Source organism: Sphingomonas yunnanensis (assembly GCF_019898765.1).
In the GTDB taxonomy this organism is placed as follows: Bacteria; Pseudomonadota; Alphaproteobacteria; order Sphingomonadales; family Sphingomonadaceae; genus Sphingomonas; species Sphingomonas yunnanensis.
Window position 1 is genome coordinate 165679 of record NZ_JAIOKB010000001.1, and the last position, 15689, is coordinate 181367.

Sequence of the window (15689 nt, forward strand, 5' to 3'; positions counted from 1 at the left end):
ACCGCCCGCGGAGGCGTTCCGCGGGCGGCCGGCGAGTCGTTGTAAGCGGACAATATGTCCGGTTACGCTCCGTGGCAAGGGGATGCCGTCGTGACGTAACGTCGCCGCGGGAGAAAGGTGGCGCGACGCCCAAGCTCCTCCCTGGCTCGGGGAGGAAGACCATGCGCAGCATGGTGGAGGGAACTCACCACGAGTGCTGCGCTGCGCGGAGAACTCCCTCCACCACCGGCCCGCGGCCGGCGGTTCCCTTCCCCGCAAGCGGGGGGGATCTCAGGGGCGGCTCACCCCTGCGCTAAGGAGTCATCCGGATCGGCGCGATCCGGCCGTCGGGGAGGTAGCGGATCGTCTCGATCGCGACCTGGCGCTCGCCGTGATACGGGCCGTCGCCGGCGACACGCTCCCAGCGATGATAGGCGATCTTCCAGCGGCCGTCCGCCGGATCGCGGAAGAAGCTGTGGTGACCCGGCCCCTTGTAGCGCTGATCGCTGGCGAGCAGGCGGCCGCGATAGGTCCAGGGCCCGTTCACGCTCGGCGCGGTCTCGTAGTGGATCGAATAGTCGCCGCGATTCCAGCGGCCGTGGCTGTACGACAAGTAATAGATGCCGCCGCGCTCGTGCAGATAGGCGCCCTCGGTGAAGTCGGGCGGCTGCGTCACGGGCAGTTCGCGCGCGATCGAGACGCGATCGGGCGCGAGCTCGAACAGGCGCAGCCGCGCGCCCGCGCTGCCACCCGCGAGCAGATAGGTCCGGCCGTCGCGCGGGTCAGCGAACACCGCTGGATCGATCGCCTCGAACCCGGCGCCGCCGGTGAGCAGCGGCTTCCCCGAGTCGACGAAGGGACCGTCTGCGCTGGTGGCGGTGGCGACGCCGATGCGGCTGGGCGTCGGGTCCTGTGGCCCGATCGAGTAATAGAGGTAATAGCGCCCGTTCGCCGCCAGCATGTCGGGCGCCCAGAGGTAGTGACGCGGCGCGCCGTCGGGCGCCCAGCGGATATCGGACAAGGCGATCAGCGGCGGTCCGGCACGCCAGTGGCCGCGCTCGCGCACCCAGCCGCGCAGCGTGTCGCCTCCGCCGGTCGGCAGCAGCCGCACCGTGCCCTGCTCCACGAGCACCGCCGGGTCGGCGCCCGCGAACAGCGGGTTGTGCGTCGGCGTCGCGCAACCGGCGAGCAGCGCGGCGGCGAGCGCGAGCGACGCACGACACCTCACTGCGGCGCGCCGTCGGCCTCGCTGGTCAGCCGCTTGATCAACGCGACCTCGGCCGCGCGATAGGGCGTACCATCGGCGCGCAGCACCTCGTGGAACCACACGGTCGGCTCCTCATACGTGTACGGCTTCTTCCAGCTGTCCCACGGCATGCGGGTCTGGGTCTTGCCGTCGACGAAGCCCCAGTTGAACATCGCCACCTTGAGTTTCTTCCCGAGCGGCAGCGAGCCGTCGAAGGTCGAACCGTTGCCGCGCGCCATATATTCGCTGCACAGCACGGGGCGGCCGTAGCTCGCCATCTGGCGCGCACGCTTCTCCCACTGCTCCGGCCAGTTGTAGTCGTGGAAGCTCATCACGTCGGACTGCGCGACCTGGATCCTCTCGACCGCGTCGAGCGTGTCCTGCCGGTCCCAGGTCTCGCCGGTCCATAGGCCGCTGGTGAGCGGCTGGGTCGGATCGACGCTGCGCGCCCAGTCGAACACCTGGCCGAGCAGCCCGGCGACCAGCTCGGTCTTGCGCGGCGTGGGCTTGTAGTTGCCGCCGCCCGAGTTGTTGGGCTCGTTCCACACGTCCCAGGCGACGACGCGCTTGTCGCGCGCGAAGGTACCGACGATGTCCCTCACATAGGCCTCGAACTTGCCATATTGGCTGGCGTCGGCGAGCCGTGCGGCGCCCGGCGCCTGCATCCAGCCGGAATTGTGCACGCCCGGGATGGGCGGCCGCTGGGGACCTGCGACAGGATCGGGGTCCCAGCAGCTGTCGAAGAGCACGAACATGATGCGGATATGATGGCGCTCGGCGATGTCGAGGAACTGCGCCATGCGCCGCTTCAGCCCGGCGGCGTCATTCTCCCAGAGCATGTTGTGAAGATAGACGCGCATGACGTTCATCCCCATCGCCTGCGCCCAGCCGAGTTCCTGGTCGATCTGCTGCGGGTTGAACGTATCGGCCTGCCACATCTCGAACTGGTTGATCGCGGAGCGATTGGTGTAATTCGCGCCGACGAGCCAGGGCTGACCGCCGTACCACCGGTTCGCCTCGGTCTTCGACCACATCGCGCGCGCGTCGGCGGGCAGTGCTCCCGCCAGCCCGGTCAGGGCGCCGGCGGCGGCGGTGCCGGCGAGCAGCAGGTGGCGGATCATCTCGTCTCCTCTCGTATTTTGTGCCGCGGGATAAGGCCTTGCGGGGGGCCGACGGCGATCTAGCCGAGCGTCGGTGAGGAGAGAAGCAGTATAATCATATCAAAGCCTTGTTCATGGCAACGGTATGGCCCCCGCGTCCCAGCCCGCTCCGCCTCAAGCATGATTAATCTTCTCGATATGGATCGCGTCGGCTAGTGTCGCGCGTTGGGTCGATCGGGGCCCGCGTCCAGCTACGGGGCTTCGGCAGTGCAGCATGAACTCGGTCGCAACCTGACCTACGGCCTGCAGGAGGTACTCGGGCGCGCGATCGTGGTCGGCGACTATACCGATCGACCATTTCCCAACGAGGCCGAGATCGTCAAGGCGCATGGCGTCAGCCGCTCGGTCACGCGCGAGGCCGTGAAGATGCTGGCGGCCAAGGGGCTGCTCGGCGCGCGGCCAAAGCAGGGCACGTTCGTCCGACCGCAGGACGTGTGGAACCTGTTCGATCCCGACGTGCTGCGCTGGCTGCTCGAACGCAAGCTCTCGATCGAGCTGCTCCGCCAATTCAACGAGCTGCGCATCGCGATGGAGCCCGAGGGCGCCGCGCTGGCGGCGCAGCGTGCCACGCCCGAGCAGCAGGCGGCGATCAGCGCCGGGCTGGACCGGATGCGCGCCGCCGAGCGCGGCGAGGACGACACGCTCGACGCCGATATCGCGTTCCACGTCGCGGTGCTGCGCGCCTCCAACAACCCCTTCTACACCCGGCTGCGCGACATCGTCGAGACGGCGTTGCGCACCTCGATCCGTTTCACCAACCGGATCTCGGGTCGCTCCGCCAGCATCGCCGAACATACCGCCGTGCGCGACGCGATCCTGGCGAGAGACACCGAGGCCGCGCGCGCGGCGATGCGCGTCCTCATCGTCAACGTGCTCACGCTGATCGACCAGGTCGAGGCCAAGGAACGCGAGGTCGCCGCCGCGCGCTGATTGGCGCGCCTCAGCGGGGCACGAGCCGCGCCAGATCGTCGGGCGTGTTGACGTTGGCGAGCGTGACGCCGGGGCAGACCGCGATGACGCCGGCTCCCGCGGCCCAGCGCCGGACCGAGCGCTCGCCACCGGCGGCGAGATGCTGGACGAGCGGCGCGGCCAGCGTCACCGGCCAGTAGCCGACCGTCGGCGCCTCCGCGGCGTGCGCCGCCCCGGCGCCGCGTAGCGCGGTAACGAGCGACTCGGGCAGAACGGGCGTGTCGCACGCCGTCGTCAGCACCGCGTCGAAGCCGTTCGCCGCGGCATGCGCCAGCGCACCGGCGATGCCGCCGAGCGGACCGAGTCCCGGGCAGGGCCGGTCGGGCACGACGGGGACCGGAGCGGCATCGCGACCCACGACCACCAGTGCGGCGACATGCGGCGCGAGGCTTGACAGCGCGTGGTCGAGCAGCCTGATCCCGCCGAGCGCGGCGAGCGCCTTGTCGCTGCCGAAGCGGCGCGCCTGGCCGCCGGCGAGAACGGCGCCGAGTATCCTGTTCATGCTCCCTTGTCGCGCGCCGCCGCGCGGCTGGAAAGCGTGATCGTGTCGTCAACCACGTGAGGAGTTCCGATCGAGGATCGCAGAGCAACTCCATGTCCTGGCGAGAATATCTCCAAGTCGCGGATCAGCGGCTAGCCCGTTCTGGCGAGAATGGCTCGTGACGCATTGGCGTACGGCGGGTGCGATTGTTAGGCGCAAGTGGGATCAACGGCGGGATGACGTCTTTTGTCGAGGAACGGCTCGTGGCGGGCGATCACGGCATGGTCGCGACAGACCTTCGTCGACCGCGAGCTATTCCTGCGTACCGACGGGCGCGTGCGCTTCATCCGCGTCAGCCGCCGGACGCAATTGCGCGCGGCCGCCGCCGGCGTGCTCGTGCTGACCGTCTGGGGCGGTGGGACGCTCACCGCCGTCGTCTGGAGCTTGCGCGCGCCGGCAACGCCGCCGCGCCGCGTCGAGCCGCGGATCGCGGTCGCTGTCTCTCATGCGGCACCCGCCTCCGCGCCGCAACCGACACGCGCGGCGGATGACCGGCATGCCGTCGCGGCGATGCGCGAGCTGCTGCGGCGCCAACGCCTGATCGAGCAGCTCGTCGCTTCGAAATTGGGGCAGCCGGTGCCGCACACCGCGCTCGGCCGACCTGTGAAGCCCGGCGACGATACGTTGGGCGCACTCGGCGCGGCGCAGCAATCGTTCGCGCGTGCGCTCGGCAGAGCCTTTGACGCGGACCGGGAGAGACGCGGCGCGGCGCTGCACCGGCTCGGGCTCGATGCCGAGCGGCTCGCGGCGCAGGGGCGGCGCGCCGAGGGCGGGCCGCTGATCCCCTGGCCTGACGATGGCACGCCGGTGCCCGCGGCGCTCGAGACGCTCGCCGCGGCGGTGGTGCACTGGGCCGCCGTGGGGCAGGGGGCGACCGCGGTTCCGTCCGGCCGCCCGACGCGCGACTCGAGCCAGACGAGCAGTTTCGGGGTGCGCGCCGATCCGTTCACCGGCAGACCGACCTTCCACGCCGGTCTCGATTTCCGCGGCCGCTACGGCGAGCCGATCTACGCCGCGGCGGCGGGGCGGGTCAGCTTCGTCGGCGAGCGCGCGGGCTATGGTCGGCTCGTCGAGATCGATCACGGCAACGGCATCGCCTCGCGCTACGGCCATCTCTCCGGCGCCGATGTCAGCGTGGGCGAGCAGGTGGCGCGCGGTCAGCGGATCGCGCGGATGGGCTCGACCGGCCGATCCACCGGCACCCACGTCCATTTCGAGGTGCGGCTCCACGGCACTGCGGTGAACCCGCAACCCTTCCTCGTCTTCGGCGACACGAAAGGAAAATGAAGATGTCGATGTTCGGCAGCCGGCACGCGCCGCCATCGCCGCCGCCGCCCACCCGCGCCGCCGCGCTGGTGCCGCCCGCGCCCGCGACCGGCGCCAAGCACACGCCCTTCTCGCTGATCGGCGGCGACGTCGTGGTGACGGGCAACATCGCGGCGACGGTGGACATCCATATCGACGGACGGATCGACGGCGACCTGGAATGCGCCGCGCTGGTCCAGGGCGCCGAGAGCGTGATCCGCGGCAATATCGTCGCGAAGGCCGCGCGCATCGCCGGCCAGGTCGAGGGGAGCATCAACGCCGACAATCTCGTGATCGAGCGCAGCGCACGCATCTTCGGCGACTGCCGCTACGGCACGCTCGCGGTCGAGAACGGCGCGGAGGTGGAGGGACGCTTCTCGGCGCAGAGCACGATCGTGGTGCCGCCCGAGCTCGCCGCGCCGGAAGAGGAATATGTCGAGCAGATCGAAGAGGAGGAGCACTACCTCGACTGAGCGCGCGCCGCTCGATCGCGCGGGTTTGGACGCGGACGCGAGGCGGTATCGCGCCGCCCCGCGCCCTCGCGGAGTTACATGCCGAACACGCGCGCGAAGATCGTGTCGACGTGCTTGAGATGATAGCCCAGGTCGAACTTATCGTCGATCTCGGCCGGGGACAACGCCGCGGTCACCTCGGGGTCGCCCTTGAGCAGCTCCTGCAGCGAGAGCGCGCCGTCCGACTCCCACACCTTCATCGCGTTGCGCTGCACCAGCCGGTAGGCATCCTCGCGGCTGACGCCCGCCTGGGTCAGCGCGAGCAGCACGCGCTGCGAATGGACCAGGCCGCCCATGCGGTCGAGGTTCTTCTGCATCCGCTCGGGATAGACGAGCAATTTATCGATCACGCCGGTCAGCCGTGCGAGCGCGAAGTCGAGCGTGATCGTCGCGTCCGGCCCGATATAGCGCTCCACCGAGGAGTGCGAGATGTCGCGCTCGTGCCACAGCGCGACGTTCTCCAGCGCGGGCGTGACATAGCCGCGCACCATGCGCGCCAGCCCGGTGAGATTCTCGGTCAGCACCGGATTGCGCTTGTGCGGCATCGCCGAGGAGCCCTTCTGTCCGGGCGAGAAATATTCCTCCGCCTCGAGCACCTCGGTGCGCTGCAGGTGACGTACCTCGGTGGCGACGCGCTCGATCGAGCCGGCGATCACACCCAGCGTCGCGAAGAACATGGCGTGGCGGTCGCGCGGGATCACCTGGGTCGACACCGGCTCGACCGCGAGGCCGAGCGCGGCGGCGACATGTTCCTCGACGCGCGGGTCGACGTTGGCGAAGGTGCCGACCGCGCCCGATATCGAGCAGGTGGCGATATCGGCGCGCGCGGCGATCAGCCGGGTCTTGCAGCGGTCGAACTCGGCATAGGCCTGCGCCAGCTTGAGCCCGAAGGTGACCGGCTCCGCGTGGATGCCGTGGCTGCGCCCGATCGTCGGCGTCAGCCTGTGCTCGCGCGCGCGCCGCTCGATCACCCCCAGCAGCCGGTCGAGGTCGGCGAGCAGCAGGTCGGCCGCGCGCGCGAGCTGGACCGCGAGCGTGGTGTCGAGCACGTCGGACGAGGTCATGCCCTGATGCATGAAGCGCGCCTCATCGCCCACCTGCTCGGCGACCCAGGTGAGGAAGGCGATGACGTCGTGCTTGGTCACGGCCTCGATCGCGTCGATCGCGGCGACGTCGATCGCGGGCTTGGTCGCCCACCACGCCCAGAGCGCGTCGGCGGCGCTCTGCGGCACGACGCCGAGCTCGGCCAGCTTCTCGGTGGCGTGTGCCTCGATCTCGAACCAGATCGCGTAGCGCGCCTCGGGCGTCCAGATCGCGGTCATCTCGGGGCGGGAATAGCGGGGGATCATGCGCGCGGTCCTGGAGCGAGGCGGGAAGATGCGCGGGCGGGTAGCAGCGCGCGGCGCGAGGGGCAAATCGAGCGGCGGGCGCTCAGATCAACCCCTGCGCGCGCAGGCTCAGCTGGCCCGTTCCCGCGACGATGACATGGTCGTGGACAGAGATGCCGAGCGGTCGCGCGGCGGCGACGATCGCGCGCGTGATGTCGATGTCGGCGCGGCTCGGCGAGGGGTCGCCCGACGGATGGTTGTGGACCAGGATCAGCGCCGCCGCACCGGTATCGAGCGCGCGCTTGATCACCTCGCGCACGTGCACCGCGGTCTGGTCGATCGTGCCCTTCGCCATCACCTCGTCGCGTATGATCATGTTGCGTGTGTTCAGATGAAGGACGCGGAACCGTTCGATGGTGTCGTGCGCCATATCGGCATGAAGATAGTCCGCCAGCGCCTGCCAGTTCGACAGGATGGGCGCGGCGGTCGCGCGCGCCCGCAGCAGTCGGAGCGCGGTGGCACGCGCGATACGCAGCGCGGCGACGCTCACCTCGCCGAGCCCCTCCACCCGCGTCAGCGCCGTGGCGTCCGCTTCCATCAAGGCGTTGAGGCTGCCGAAGCGACGCAGCAGATCCTTGGCGATCGGCTTGGTGTCGACGCGCCGGAGCGTGAGGCCGAGCAGATACTCGATCAATTCATAGTCGTGCAGCCCATCCGGATCGAGGAGCAGCCGCTCGCGCAGCCGCTTGCGGTGGCCCTGGACGTCGCTCGCGGCGGTCTCTTCGTCGACCATCGCGGGTCGCCTAGGCGAGCGCGCGATCGTGCGCAATTGCGCGCGGCGGTCGCGACGGCCTATGCTGGCGATCGAATGACGCGCGACGGAGATCCGAGGTGACCAGCGCGCGCCGTCGCGCCCTGATCGCGGTCTCGGGACTGGCGCTCGCCGGTGGCGCGACGCTGTGGCTGTCGCGCGTGCCGCTCGCGACTCACGTGATCGATCGCGAGCTGGCGCGCCGCGGCGTGCCCGCGCGCTACGTTATCCAGGACCTGGGCTTCGGTCGCCAGCGGCTGAGAGGCGTGGTGATCGGCGATCCGCGCGCGCCCGACCTCGTCGCCGACTGGGTCGAGACCGAGACCGACATCGGCCTCTCCGGGGCCAAGCTGGTCGGCGTGCGCGCGGGGCACGTCCGCCTATCGGCGCGGCTGGCCGGCGGCAAGCTGTCGCTCGGCGCCGTCGATCGGCTGCTGCCGACGGGCGGGGGAGGCGGGTTCGCGCTACCCGCGATCGACCTCGACGTCGCCGACGCGCGAGTCGCACTAACAACTCCGCTGGGCGATGTCGCGCTGCGGCTGAGCGGGCGCGGACGGCTCGACGATGGGTTCAGCGGCCGCCTGCTCGCCGCCGCGCCGAAATGGGAGGCGGGCGGCTGCGCGCTGCGCGGGCTCGACGCCCGCGTGGCGGTGCGGGTGGTGGAACAGGCGCCGCGGCTCGCCGGGCCGGTCACTGCCGCGGCGCTCGACTGTGCGGGCGCGCGACTGGTCGCGCCGACGCTCACGTTCGATGCCGCGCTGTCGCCCGCGCTCGACCGCTGGCGCGGCAGCGCGCGATGGGGCGCAGCGACGTTGGCGGCGGCCGCGGGGCGGCTCGATACGCTCGGCGGGGCGATCACCTTCGCGGGCGACGCGCGGCGCAGCGCCGGCACGCTGAACCTCACCGCGGCGCGCGTACGCGGGGCGGCGGCGAGCGGCGGCGCGAGTCGTTTTTCCGGCACCTGGCGACTGCTCGATCGCGGCGCGACCGTTGCCGGGCGGCTCGAGGCCGACGCGGTGGCGGTGATGCCCGGCGAACGCGCGCGGTTGCGAGTCGTGCGTGAGTCGACCAGCGGAACGCCGCTGGCGCCGCTCGGCGCCGCGCTCGCCCGCGACCTCGATGCCGCCGCGCGGCGGATGCGCGTCACCGCCGACCTCGCGCTGGCGAGCGGCGCGACGACGCTGCTGACGGTCGACCGCGCCGAGATCGCCGCGGCGACCGGCGCGCGCGCCGCGCTCGCGGGCGGCGGCATCGTGCTCGGCCATCCCGCGGAGCCTAGGCTCGCCGGGCGGTTGACGCTCGGCGGCGGCGGGCTGCCGTCGACCGAGGTACGGCTGACCCAGGCCGCGCCGGGCGCCGCGATCGGCGGCATCGCGCAGATTGCGCGCTACATGCGCGACGGCGCCGCCTTGGAACTCACCCCGCTGACCTTCTCGCCCGTCGGCGGCGGCGTCCGGCTGCGCACCAATGCGACGCTGTCGGGTCCGCTCCCCGGCGGTCGCGTCGAGCGGCTCAGCCTGCCGCTCGACGTGCGTCTCGGCCGCGGCGCGCTCACGCTCGCGCCCGGCTGCGCGCCGCTGAGGTTCGACCGTCTGCTGGTGTCGAGCCTGGCTCTGGAGCGCGTCGCTCTGACGCTCTGCCCGCTCGAGGGCGCGCTGGTCCGCGTCGTGGACGGTCGGGTGAACGGCGGCGCGCGGATCGCGGACGTGGCGTTGCGCGGCACGCTGGGCGGGACGCCGCTGCGGCTCACCGCGTCGGACGCGCGGCTGCGCCTCGCCGACCGCGGCTTCGCGCTGAGCGATGTCGCCGCGCTGATCGGCCCGCCCAACCGCGTCACCCGGATCGACGCCGCGCGGCTCGACGGCACGCTCGGCAGCGCCGGCGTGACGGGCGGCTTCAACGGGGCGAGCGGCGCGATCGCCAACGTGCCGCTGCTGATGAGCGCCGCCTCCGGGCAATGGCGCTTCGCGGGCGGCGCGCTCGCGCTCGACGGGAGGCTCACCGTCGCCGACCAGGCGACACCGGCGAGGTTCGAGCCGCTCGCCGCGCGGGACGTCACGCTCACGCTGCGCGACGGCGCGATCGCGGCGGCGGGCACGTTGCACGAGCCGAGCACAGGGACCAAGGTGGCGGACGTGACGATCGCGCACCGCCTCGCCGCCGGCATCGGTAGCGCGCATCTGGCGGTCCCAGGCATCACCTTCGGCGACTCGCTTCAGCCCGAGAAGCTGACCCGGCTCACCTTCGGCGTGATCGCCGACGTGCGCGGCACCGTCAGCGGCGCGGGCGACATCGCCTGGAGCCCGCAGGGCGTGAGCAGCACGGGCAGCTTCACCACGCCGGGCACTGATCTCGCCGCCGCGTTCGGCCCCGTCGAGGGCATCGCGGGGACGATCCGCTTCACCGACCTGCTCGCGCTGGCGAGCGCGCCCGACCAGGTCGCGACGGTGCGCTCGATCAACCCGGGCGTGCCGGTCACCGACGGCCGGATCGTCTACCAGACGCTGCCCAACACGCGCGTCCGCGTCGCCGAGGGACGCTGGCCGTTCGCGGGCGGGACGCTGACGCTCGAGCCGACTCTGCTCGATTTCGGCACGGATCAATCGCGCCGGCTGACCTTCCGCGTCGACCAGATGGATGCGGGCAAGTTCCTGCAGCAGTTCGATTTCAAGAATCTGAGCGCGACCGGTACGTTCGACGGCGTGCTGCCGATGCTCTTCGACACGAGCGGCGGTCGGATCGAGGACGGGCGGCTGGTCGCGCGCGCGGGCGGAGGCAGTATCGCCTATCTCGGCGAGCTGACCGAGAAGGACCTGGGCTTCTGGGGCAACCTCGCCTTCCACTCGCTGCGCTCGCTGACCTACCGCGACCTGGCCGTGGAGATGAACGGGCCGCTCGCGGGCGAGATGGTCACGGGCGTTCGCTTCGCCGGGATCGGGCAGGGGCAGGGGGCGAAGAGCAACTTCCTGCTGCGTCGGCTCACGCGACTGCCGATCCGTTTCAACATCACCATCCGGGCGCCGTTCCGCGGATTGATCGACTCCGCGGCGAGCTTCTACGACCCGCAGCGGCTGGTGAAACGCAACCTGCAGGCGCTGATCGAGGAGCAGAACCGTGGCGGCGGCCCCGTTCAGCCTCCCGCAAGCGCCCCCGTGGCAAACCCTGACAAGGATTGACGAACCCAATGCGCCTCCCGATCTTGACCGCGATGACGACGGCGCTGGTGGCGGCCACCGCGGGGTGCGTGAACATCTCCGCGCCCGACAAGCCGATCCAGATCAACCTCAACATCAATGTGACGCAGGAAGTGGTGTATCGCCTCGACAATGAGGCGAAAACATTGATCCAGCAGAACCCGGGGATCTTTTAGAAGGTGACGACGATGAAGGCCTTTCTGACGCTCGCCGGTGCGGTGACGCTCGCCGGCCTCTCCACCGCCGCGCTGGCGCAGCGCGACCCCGCTTACGCTGCGGCACGCGCCGCCGGGCAGGTCGGCGAGCAGCCCGACGGCTACCTCGGCGTGGTCGGCGGCGGCAGCGCCGAGCTGCGCGCGCTGGTCAGCAACATCAACATCCAGCGCAAGGCAGCCTACACGCAGAAGGCGCAGGCCAGCGGCGCGACGGTGGAACAGCTCGCTTTCACCAGCGGCTGCAATTTGATCGCGCAAACCCAGCCGGGCGAGAAATACAAGGCCCCCGACGGCAGCTGGCAGACGCGCGGCGCTGGCGCCCCGCAGCGCGACTCGCGCTGCGTGTGAGGACGGTGGCCGGCTAGGGCGGCGTGCTCGGGCTCGTCTCGCCCGCTGCCGTGCCGATGCCGTAGTGAGCGGGCCACGCCCTCGCGGGAAGGTGCAGCGTGCCGAATAGCCGGTCGATCATCGACAGGGTCGATGCGAAATTGCGGTTGAGCGGCGCATCGGCGACATGATGCCAATGGTGGAACGCCGGGGTGGCGACCAGCTGCTCAAACCAGCCGAAGCGCCAGCCAGACGCACAGGTGCAACGCTTGCCCGATGATCACGGTGCTTAGCACGCCGACGTCAGACGAGCGCGGCGGCGCGTCGATCGCTTCGGCGGGCGCGCATCGCGCCGCCGACGGCCGCGCGACCGGTCACCATCATCGCCCAGGTCGAGGGCTCCGGGACCGCGGACAAGGAGACGCCGTCGAGCAGCGACATGGGCGGCGCGCCGGACGGCGTGCCGTCTGCGAGGAAGGCGAGGACCTGAGAGGTAGAAGTCGCAGTGAACCTCATCTTCTCGAGCTGCCACGCTCCGACACCCTGGAAAGGCAGGTTGTACGAGTCCGACTGCTTGGTCTCTTCACCGAACGATACCCGCCAGCTTTCGGTCGTGTCAGCCGCATATGGGCGACCTGCCCACTGACCCGCGGCTTGGAAGAAATTAAGTTCGTAGACCGCTCCGATCGTCAGGCCTGCGATCGTCTGCCAGATGGTGTCGCGGTACGGTTCGTCTCCGTCGGCGATGACGAATTTACCACCGTCCGGGCTAGTTCTCGGGAAGGGGCCGTATAACGACATCTCTCCTTCGCCGTCATCGGCTGTTCCGGGGGCGGCGATGTACGTCAGATTGCCGCCCCCGCTCGAGCCATCAACATTACCTTCAAACCGCTCCTTACCTTTGACGGTGGTGGATCCAAAAGACCCGTTTGCTACCAGATTACTGGCTAAGACGGCGTTAGCGCCTGTGATCGAGAGAAGCGCCGATAGTGCGAAGGCCATGCGCATGACAATCCTCCTGAGTGGTGGGCTCATCGTAGGGTCAGCGGGAAGTGCAGGAGGTAGCGCGGAGGAAGTTCCTTCCGTTATGGACGAACTTTCTTACGCTTGATGCGACGTGGCGATGCTTTGACGTGACAATCTAATTAGGTGGCGCAATCATCGAAAACGGAGCGAAGATGGTCGTGCGAAGTCGCGCTGGCCGGTCCGGCTGTGATGAGAAGGGGCGCGCACGCCGCGCCGCGGCCTCAAGACAACCTCCGTTAACCCCGCGTCCACACAGGTTGACACCCCCCAACCCCCCGGCTAACCGGACGGCGCCTTGGCGGGGCTGCTCGCCGCTCGCGCGCACCCTCTCCCGGTCAACGAACTTGAGGACGAGGGTGGCGGCGTGGCGGAGAACGGCCCCGGACAGGATTTCCACGACGCGGCGGACCCGCGCCTGACTTCGCTCGACGATCGGCTGAAGCAGGCGCGCCGGGACGAGGCGGTTCGCACGGGGGTTGTGCGCGACGGGGGTGACGCGGGCTATGCGCTCGGCAACCGCGTGCTCGCCGCTCTCATCGGAAGTCTCGTCGGCTCGGCGCTGATCGGCTGGCTCCTCGACCGCTGGTTCGGCACGACGCCCTGGGTACTGATCGTGATGCTGTTCCTCGGGATCGGCGTGGCGTTCAGGCAGATCATTCGGTTGACGACCAAGCGTCCGGACGAACCGGGCGCTTGATCTATATTTTAGGCGCAGGGACCAGCACGTGGCGGCAGAAGGCGGCAAGATCGATCCGATGCACCAGTTCCTGATCGAGCCCGTGCTCGGTCAGCGCTGGATCGTGGGCGGCTATGACGTGTCGTTCACCAACTCCGCGCTGTGGATGGTGATCACGCTCGTCGCGCTGTGGCTGTTCATGCTCGGCGGCATGAAGCGCGAGCTCGTCCCGGGTCGCTGGCAGGCCGCGGTCGAGGGCTTCACCGGCTTCGTCCAGAACATGCTGACCTCGAACGTCGGGCCCGAGGGCAAGCGCTTCGTGCCCTATGTCTTCTCTCTTTTCATGTTCATCCTGTTCGCCAACATCCTGGGCCTCATGCCGGTCGGCATCGTGCCGGGCTGGCATCCGTTCACCGTCACCAGCCACCTGACCGTCACCGGCGTGCTGGCGATCATCAGCTTCTCGATCGTGCTGATCGTCGGCTTCGGCCGCCACGGCTTCCACTTCTTCAGCCTGTTCGTGCCGCACGGCACGCCCGCGCTGATGGTGCCGCTGATCTTCGTGGTCGAGCTGATGAGCTTCCTGGTGCGCCCCTTCTCGCTGGGCCTGCGACTGTTCGTCGCGATGACCGCGGGGCACATCCTGCTCAAGGTGCTCGCCGCCTTCGTGATCAACGGAATCAACCTCGGGCCGGGCTATGCGGTGTTGATCACCGTGCCCAGCTTCGTGCTGATGCTGGGGATCACGCTGCTGGAGCTGCTGGTCGCGGCGATCCAGGCCTATGTCTTCGCGCTGCTGACCAGCGTCTATCTCAACGACGCTGTCAACCTGCACTGAGTTTCCACACCAACCTTTGTTTTCTGAACGGGAGTTACTGACATGGACGCAAACGCCGCCAAGCTGCTCGGCGCCGGTCTCGCCGCGATCGGCATGGGCATCGCCGCGCTGGGCGTGGGCAATGTCTTCGCCGCCTTCCTCGAGGGTGCGCTGCGCAACCCGGGTGCTGCCGACGGCCAGCAGGGCCGCCTCTTCATCGGCTTCGCGGGCGCCGAGCTGCTCGGCCTGCTCGCCTTCGTGACGATGATCATCCTGGTGTTCGTCGCGTAACCTGACGCCGACGGACCAGCCCCGCCCGACCACCGGGCGGGGCGCAAGGATAGCGGATCACCATGCCTCAAATCAGTCAGATCGCCGCCACCTACGCCTCGCAGATCTTCTGGCTGCTCATCACCTTCGGCATCCTGTATTTCGGGATCGGCAAGCTGATGGTGCCCAGGGTGCAGGGCGTGATGGACCTGCGTGAGTCGAAGATCGCGCAGGACCTCGCGAGCGCCGAGAACGCGCGCGTCACGGCGGACACGACCGAAGCGGCGTGGAACGCCGACATGGACGCCGCGCGCGCGGCAGCACAGGCCGAGGTCGCCGCCGCCAAGGCGCGCGCCGCGGCCGCGGCCGAGGCGCAGCTCCGCAGCGCCGACGCCGACCTCGCCGAGCGCGTCGCGCACCACGACGTCGCGGTGGCGAATGCCAAGGCCGCGGCGATGGTCAACGTCCAGACGATCGCGGCCGAGGCGGCGCAGGAGCTGGTGCAGCGCCTCGCCGGGGTCGCCGTCCCCACCGAGGCCGCCAACGAGGCGGTGCGCAGGCAGCTGAATCATGGCTAACGCTCCCGCCCGACCGACCCAGGGCCCTGCCTCCGAGGGTCTGGAGTCGCACGATCTCGCCAACGGCAGCGGCTATGCCGCGTCGACCGAGCATGGCGGCGCGGGCGACCACGTCGCACCGACCGCGCTCGGCTTCAACGACACCGGCTGGGTCGGCATCGCCGCTCTAGTGGTGCTCATCGGTATGGTGGTCGTTCGCGTACCGAAGACGATCGCGGCGATGCTTGACAAGCGCATCGGCGAGATCCGTCACCAGCTCGACGAGGCCGCGGCGCTGCGCCGCGAGGCCGAGGCGCTGCGCGACGAATATGCCGCGCGTGCACGCTCGGCCGAAGCGGACGCCGCCAAGATGCGCGAGAACGCGCATCATGAGGCCGCCGAGATCGTCGCCAAGGCCAAGGCCGATACCGAGCAGCTGATGGACCGCCGCGCGCGCATGGCCGAGGACAAGATCGCCGCCGCCGAGCGCGCCGCGATCGCCGAGGTGCGTGCCCGTACCGCCGAGGCTGCCGCCACCGCCGCCGCGGCGCTGATCGCCGAGCGCCACGGCGCCGAGAGCGACAAGGCGCTGGTCGATCGCGCGATCGCGGGGGTTGGGCGGCTCAACTGAGCGGGTGGGGGCGTCTCGCGCGTCCCTCCGCCACCCGCGTGCTCCCGCGGACGCAGGAGCCTAGAGCCACGAGGAACATCGCCGGCGATGCTGGGCTCGGGCATTCCCCGGAGCACGGCGGTTAA

General features: G+C 70.0%; 17 protein-coding genes and 1 pseudogene. 11 read left to right on the forward strand and 7 right to left on the reverse strand.

All coding sequences use genetic code 11. From position 1 onward, the window contains the following. Positions 1 to 292: 292 nt before the first annotated feature. Entirely contained in the window at positions 293 to 1207 is a 915-nt protein-coding gene (locus K7957_RS00730) for a family 43 glycosylhydrolase (protein WP_223010103.1), read from the reverse strand. Next, positions 1204 to 2346 (reverse strand): cellulase family glycosylhydrolase, encoded by a 1143-nt coding sequence (locus K7957_RS00735; protein ID WP_223010104.1) that lies wholly within the window; start codon positions 2344 to 2346, stop codon positions 1204 to 1206. Before K7957_RS00735 ends, K7957_RS00730 begins: the two co-directional genes overlap by 4 nt. A gap of 246 nt (positions 2347 to 2592) precedes the next feature. Between K7957_RS00735 and K7957_RS00740 the strand changes: the two genes are divergently transcribed. Then, the gene (locus K7957_RS00740) at positions 2593 to 3315 is read left to right on the forward strand and encodes a FadR/GntR family transcriptional regulator (protein ID WP_343228254.1); all 723 of its coding nucleotides are present in this window, start codon (positions 2593 to 2595) and stop codon (positions 3313 to 3315) included. A 10-nt stretch (positions 3316 to 3325) separates the two neighbouring features. Here K7957_RS00740 and mobA read toward each other — a convergent pair whose 3' ends face one another. Continuing rightward, on the reverse strand, positions 3326 to 3856 hold the full coding sequence (gene mobA, locus K7957_RS00745) for a molybdenum cofactor guanylyltransferase (protein ID WP_223010106.1): 531 nt from the start codon (positions 3854 to 3856) through the stop codon (positions 3326 to 3328). Positions 3857 to 4081: 225 nt separating this feature from the next. Here mobA and K7957_RS00750 point away from each other — a divergent pair, with 225 nt between their 5' ends. Both K7957_RS00750 and K7957_RS00755 read left to right on the forward strand, forming a co-directional pair. Beyond that, complete coding sequence (locus K7957_RS00750) at positions 4082 to 5182, forward strand: M23 family metallopeptidase (RefSeq protein ID WP_223010107.1); 1101 nt, start codon at positions 4082 to 4084, stop codon at positions 5180 to 5182. Positions 5183 to 5184: 2 nt separating this feature from the next. Beyond that, a complete protein-coding gene (locus tag K7957_RS00755) occupies positions 5185 to 5673 on the forward strand; it encodes a bactofilin family protein (RefSeq protein ID WP_246616594.1) in 489 nt (162 codons plus the stop codon). A 74-nt stretch (positions 5674 to 5747) separates the two neighbouring features. Here the strand turns inward: K7957_RS00755 and purB are convergent, their stop codons facing one another. Both purB and radC read right to left on the reverse strand, forming a co-directional pair. Further along, a complete protein-coding gene (gene purB / locus K7957_RS00760; protein WP_223010108.1) occupies positions 5748 to 7061 on the reverse strand; it encodes an adenylosuccinate lyase in 1314 nt (437 codons plus the stop codon). Between the two features lie 82 nt (positions 7062 to 7143). After that, the gene (radC, locus tag K7957_RS00765; RefSeq protein WP_223010109.1) at positions 7144 to 7833 is read right to left on the reverse strand and encodes a RadC family protein; all 690 of its coding nucleotides are present in this window, start codon (positions 7831 to 7833) and stop codon (positions 7144 to 7146) included. Between the two features lie 98 nt (positions 7834 to 7931). Between radC and K7957_RS00770 the strand changes: the two genes are divergently transcribed. Genes K7957_RS00770 through K7957_RS00780 form a run of 3 tightly spaced genes read left to right on the forward strand, consistent with a single transcriptional unit; the run spans position 7932 to position 11608 of the window. Continuing rightward, complete coding sequence (locus K7957_RS00770) at positions 7932 to 11027, forward strand: intermembrane phospholipid transport protein YdbH family protein (RefSeq protein WP_343228257.1); 3096 nt, start codon at positions 7932 to 7934, stop codon at positions 11025 to 11027. 8 nt (positions 11028 to 11035) lie between these two features. After that, a complete protein-coding gene (locus tag K7957_RS00775) occupies positions 11036 to 11221 on the forward strand; it encodes a YnbE family lipoprotein (RefSeq protein ID WP_246616595.1) in 186 nt (61 codons plus the stop codon). A gap of 12 nt (positions 11222 to 11233) precedes the next feature. Further along, positions 11234 to 11608 carry a YdbL family probable chaperone protein gene (locus K7957_RS00780; protein ID WP_223010110.1) on the forward strand — a complete coding sequence of 125 codons (375 nt, stop codon included), beginning with the start codon at positions 11234 to 11236 and terminating at the stop codon, positions 11606 to 11608. A 13-nt stretch (positions 11609 to 11621) separates the two neighbouring features. On the opposite strand, the pseudogene K7957_RS20725 reads toward K7957_RS00780, so the two are convergent. Both K7957_RS20725 and K7957_RS00790 read right to left on the reverse strand, forming a co-directional pair. Then, a pseudogene (locus K7957_RS20725) lies at positions 11622 to 11822 on the reverse strand (sterol desaturase family protein); the annotation flags it as partial. A gap of 68 nt (positions 11823 to 11890) precedes the next feature. Then, positions 11891 to 12595 carry a PEPxxWA-CTERM sorting domain-containing protein gene (locus K7957_RS00790; protein WP_223010111.1) on the reverse strand — a complete coding sequence of 235 codons (705 nt, stop codon included), beginning with the start codon at positions 12593 to 12595 and terminating at the stop codon, positions 11891 to 11893. A gap of 382 nt (positions 12596 to 12977) precedes the next feature. Between K7957_RS00790 and K7957_RS00795 the strand changes: the two genes are divergently transcribed. The 5 genes from K7957_RS00795 (at position 12978) to K7957_RS00815 (ending at position 15564) form a co-directional block, all read left to right on the forward strand. After that, entirely contained in the window at positions 12978 to 13310 is a 333-nt protein-coding gene (locus K7957_RS00795) for an AtpZ/AtpI family protein (protein ID WP_223011054.1), read from the forward strand. A 28-nt stretch (positions 13311 to 13338) separates the two neighbouring features. Further along, entirely contained in the window at positions 13339 to 14127 is a 789-nt protein-coding gene (locus tag K7957_RS00800; RefSeq protein WP_223010112.1) for a F0F1 ATP synthase subunit A, read from the forward strand. Between the two features lie 42 nt (positions 14128 to 14169). Beyond that, entirely contained in the window at positions 14170 to 14397 is a 228-nt protein-coding gene (locus K7957_RS00805; RefSeq protein WP_019515901.1) for a F0F1 ATP synthase subunit C, read from the forward strand. Positions 14398 to 14459: 62 nt separating this feature from the next. After that, the gene (locus tag K7957_RS00810) at positions 14460 to 14954 is read left to right on the forward strand and encodes a F0F1 ATP synthase subunit B family protein (protein WP_223010113.1); all 495 of its coding nucleotides are present in this window, start codon (positions 14460 to 14462) and stop codon (positions 14952 to 14954) included. Beyond that, a complete protein-coding gene (locus K7957_RS00815; protein ID WP_223010114.1) occupies positions 14947 to 15564 on the forward strand; it encodes a F0F1 ATP synthase subunit B in 618 nt (205 codons plus the stop codon). Before K7957_RS00810 ends, K7957_RS00815 begins: the two co-directional genes overlap by 8 nt. Positions 15565 to 15689 lie beyond the last annotated feature (125 nt).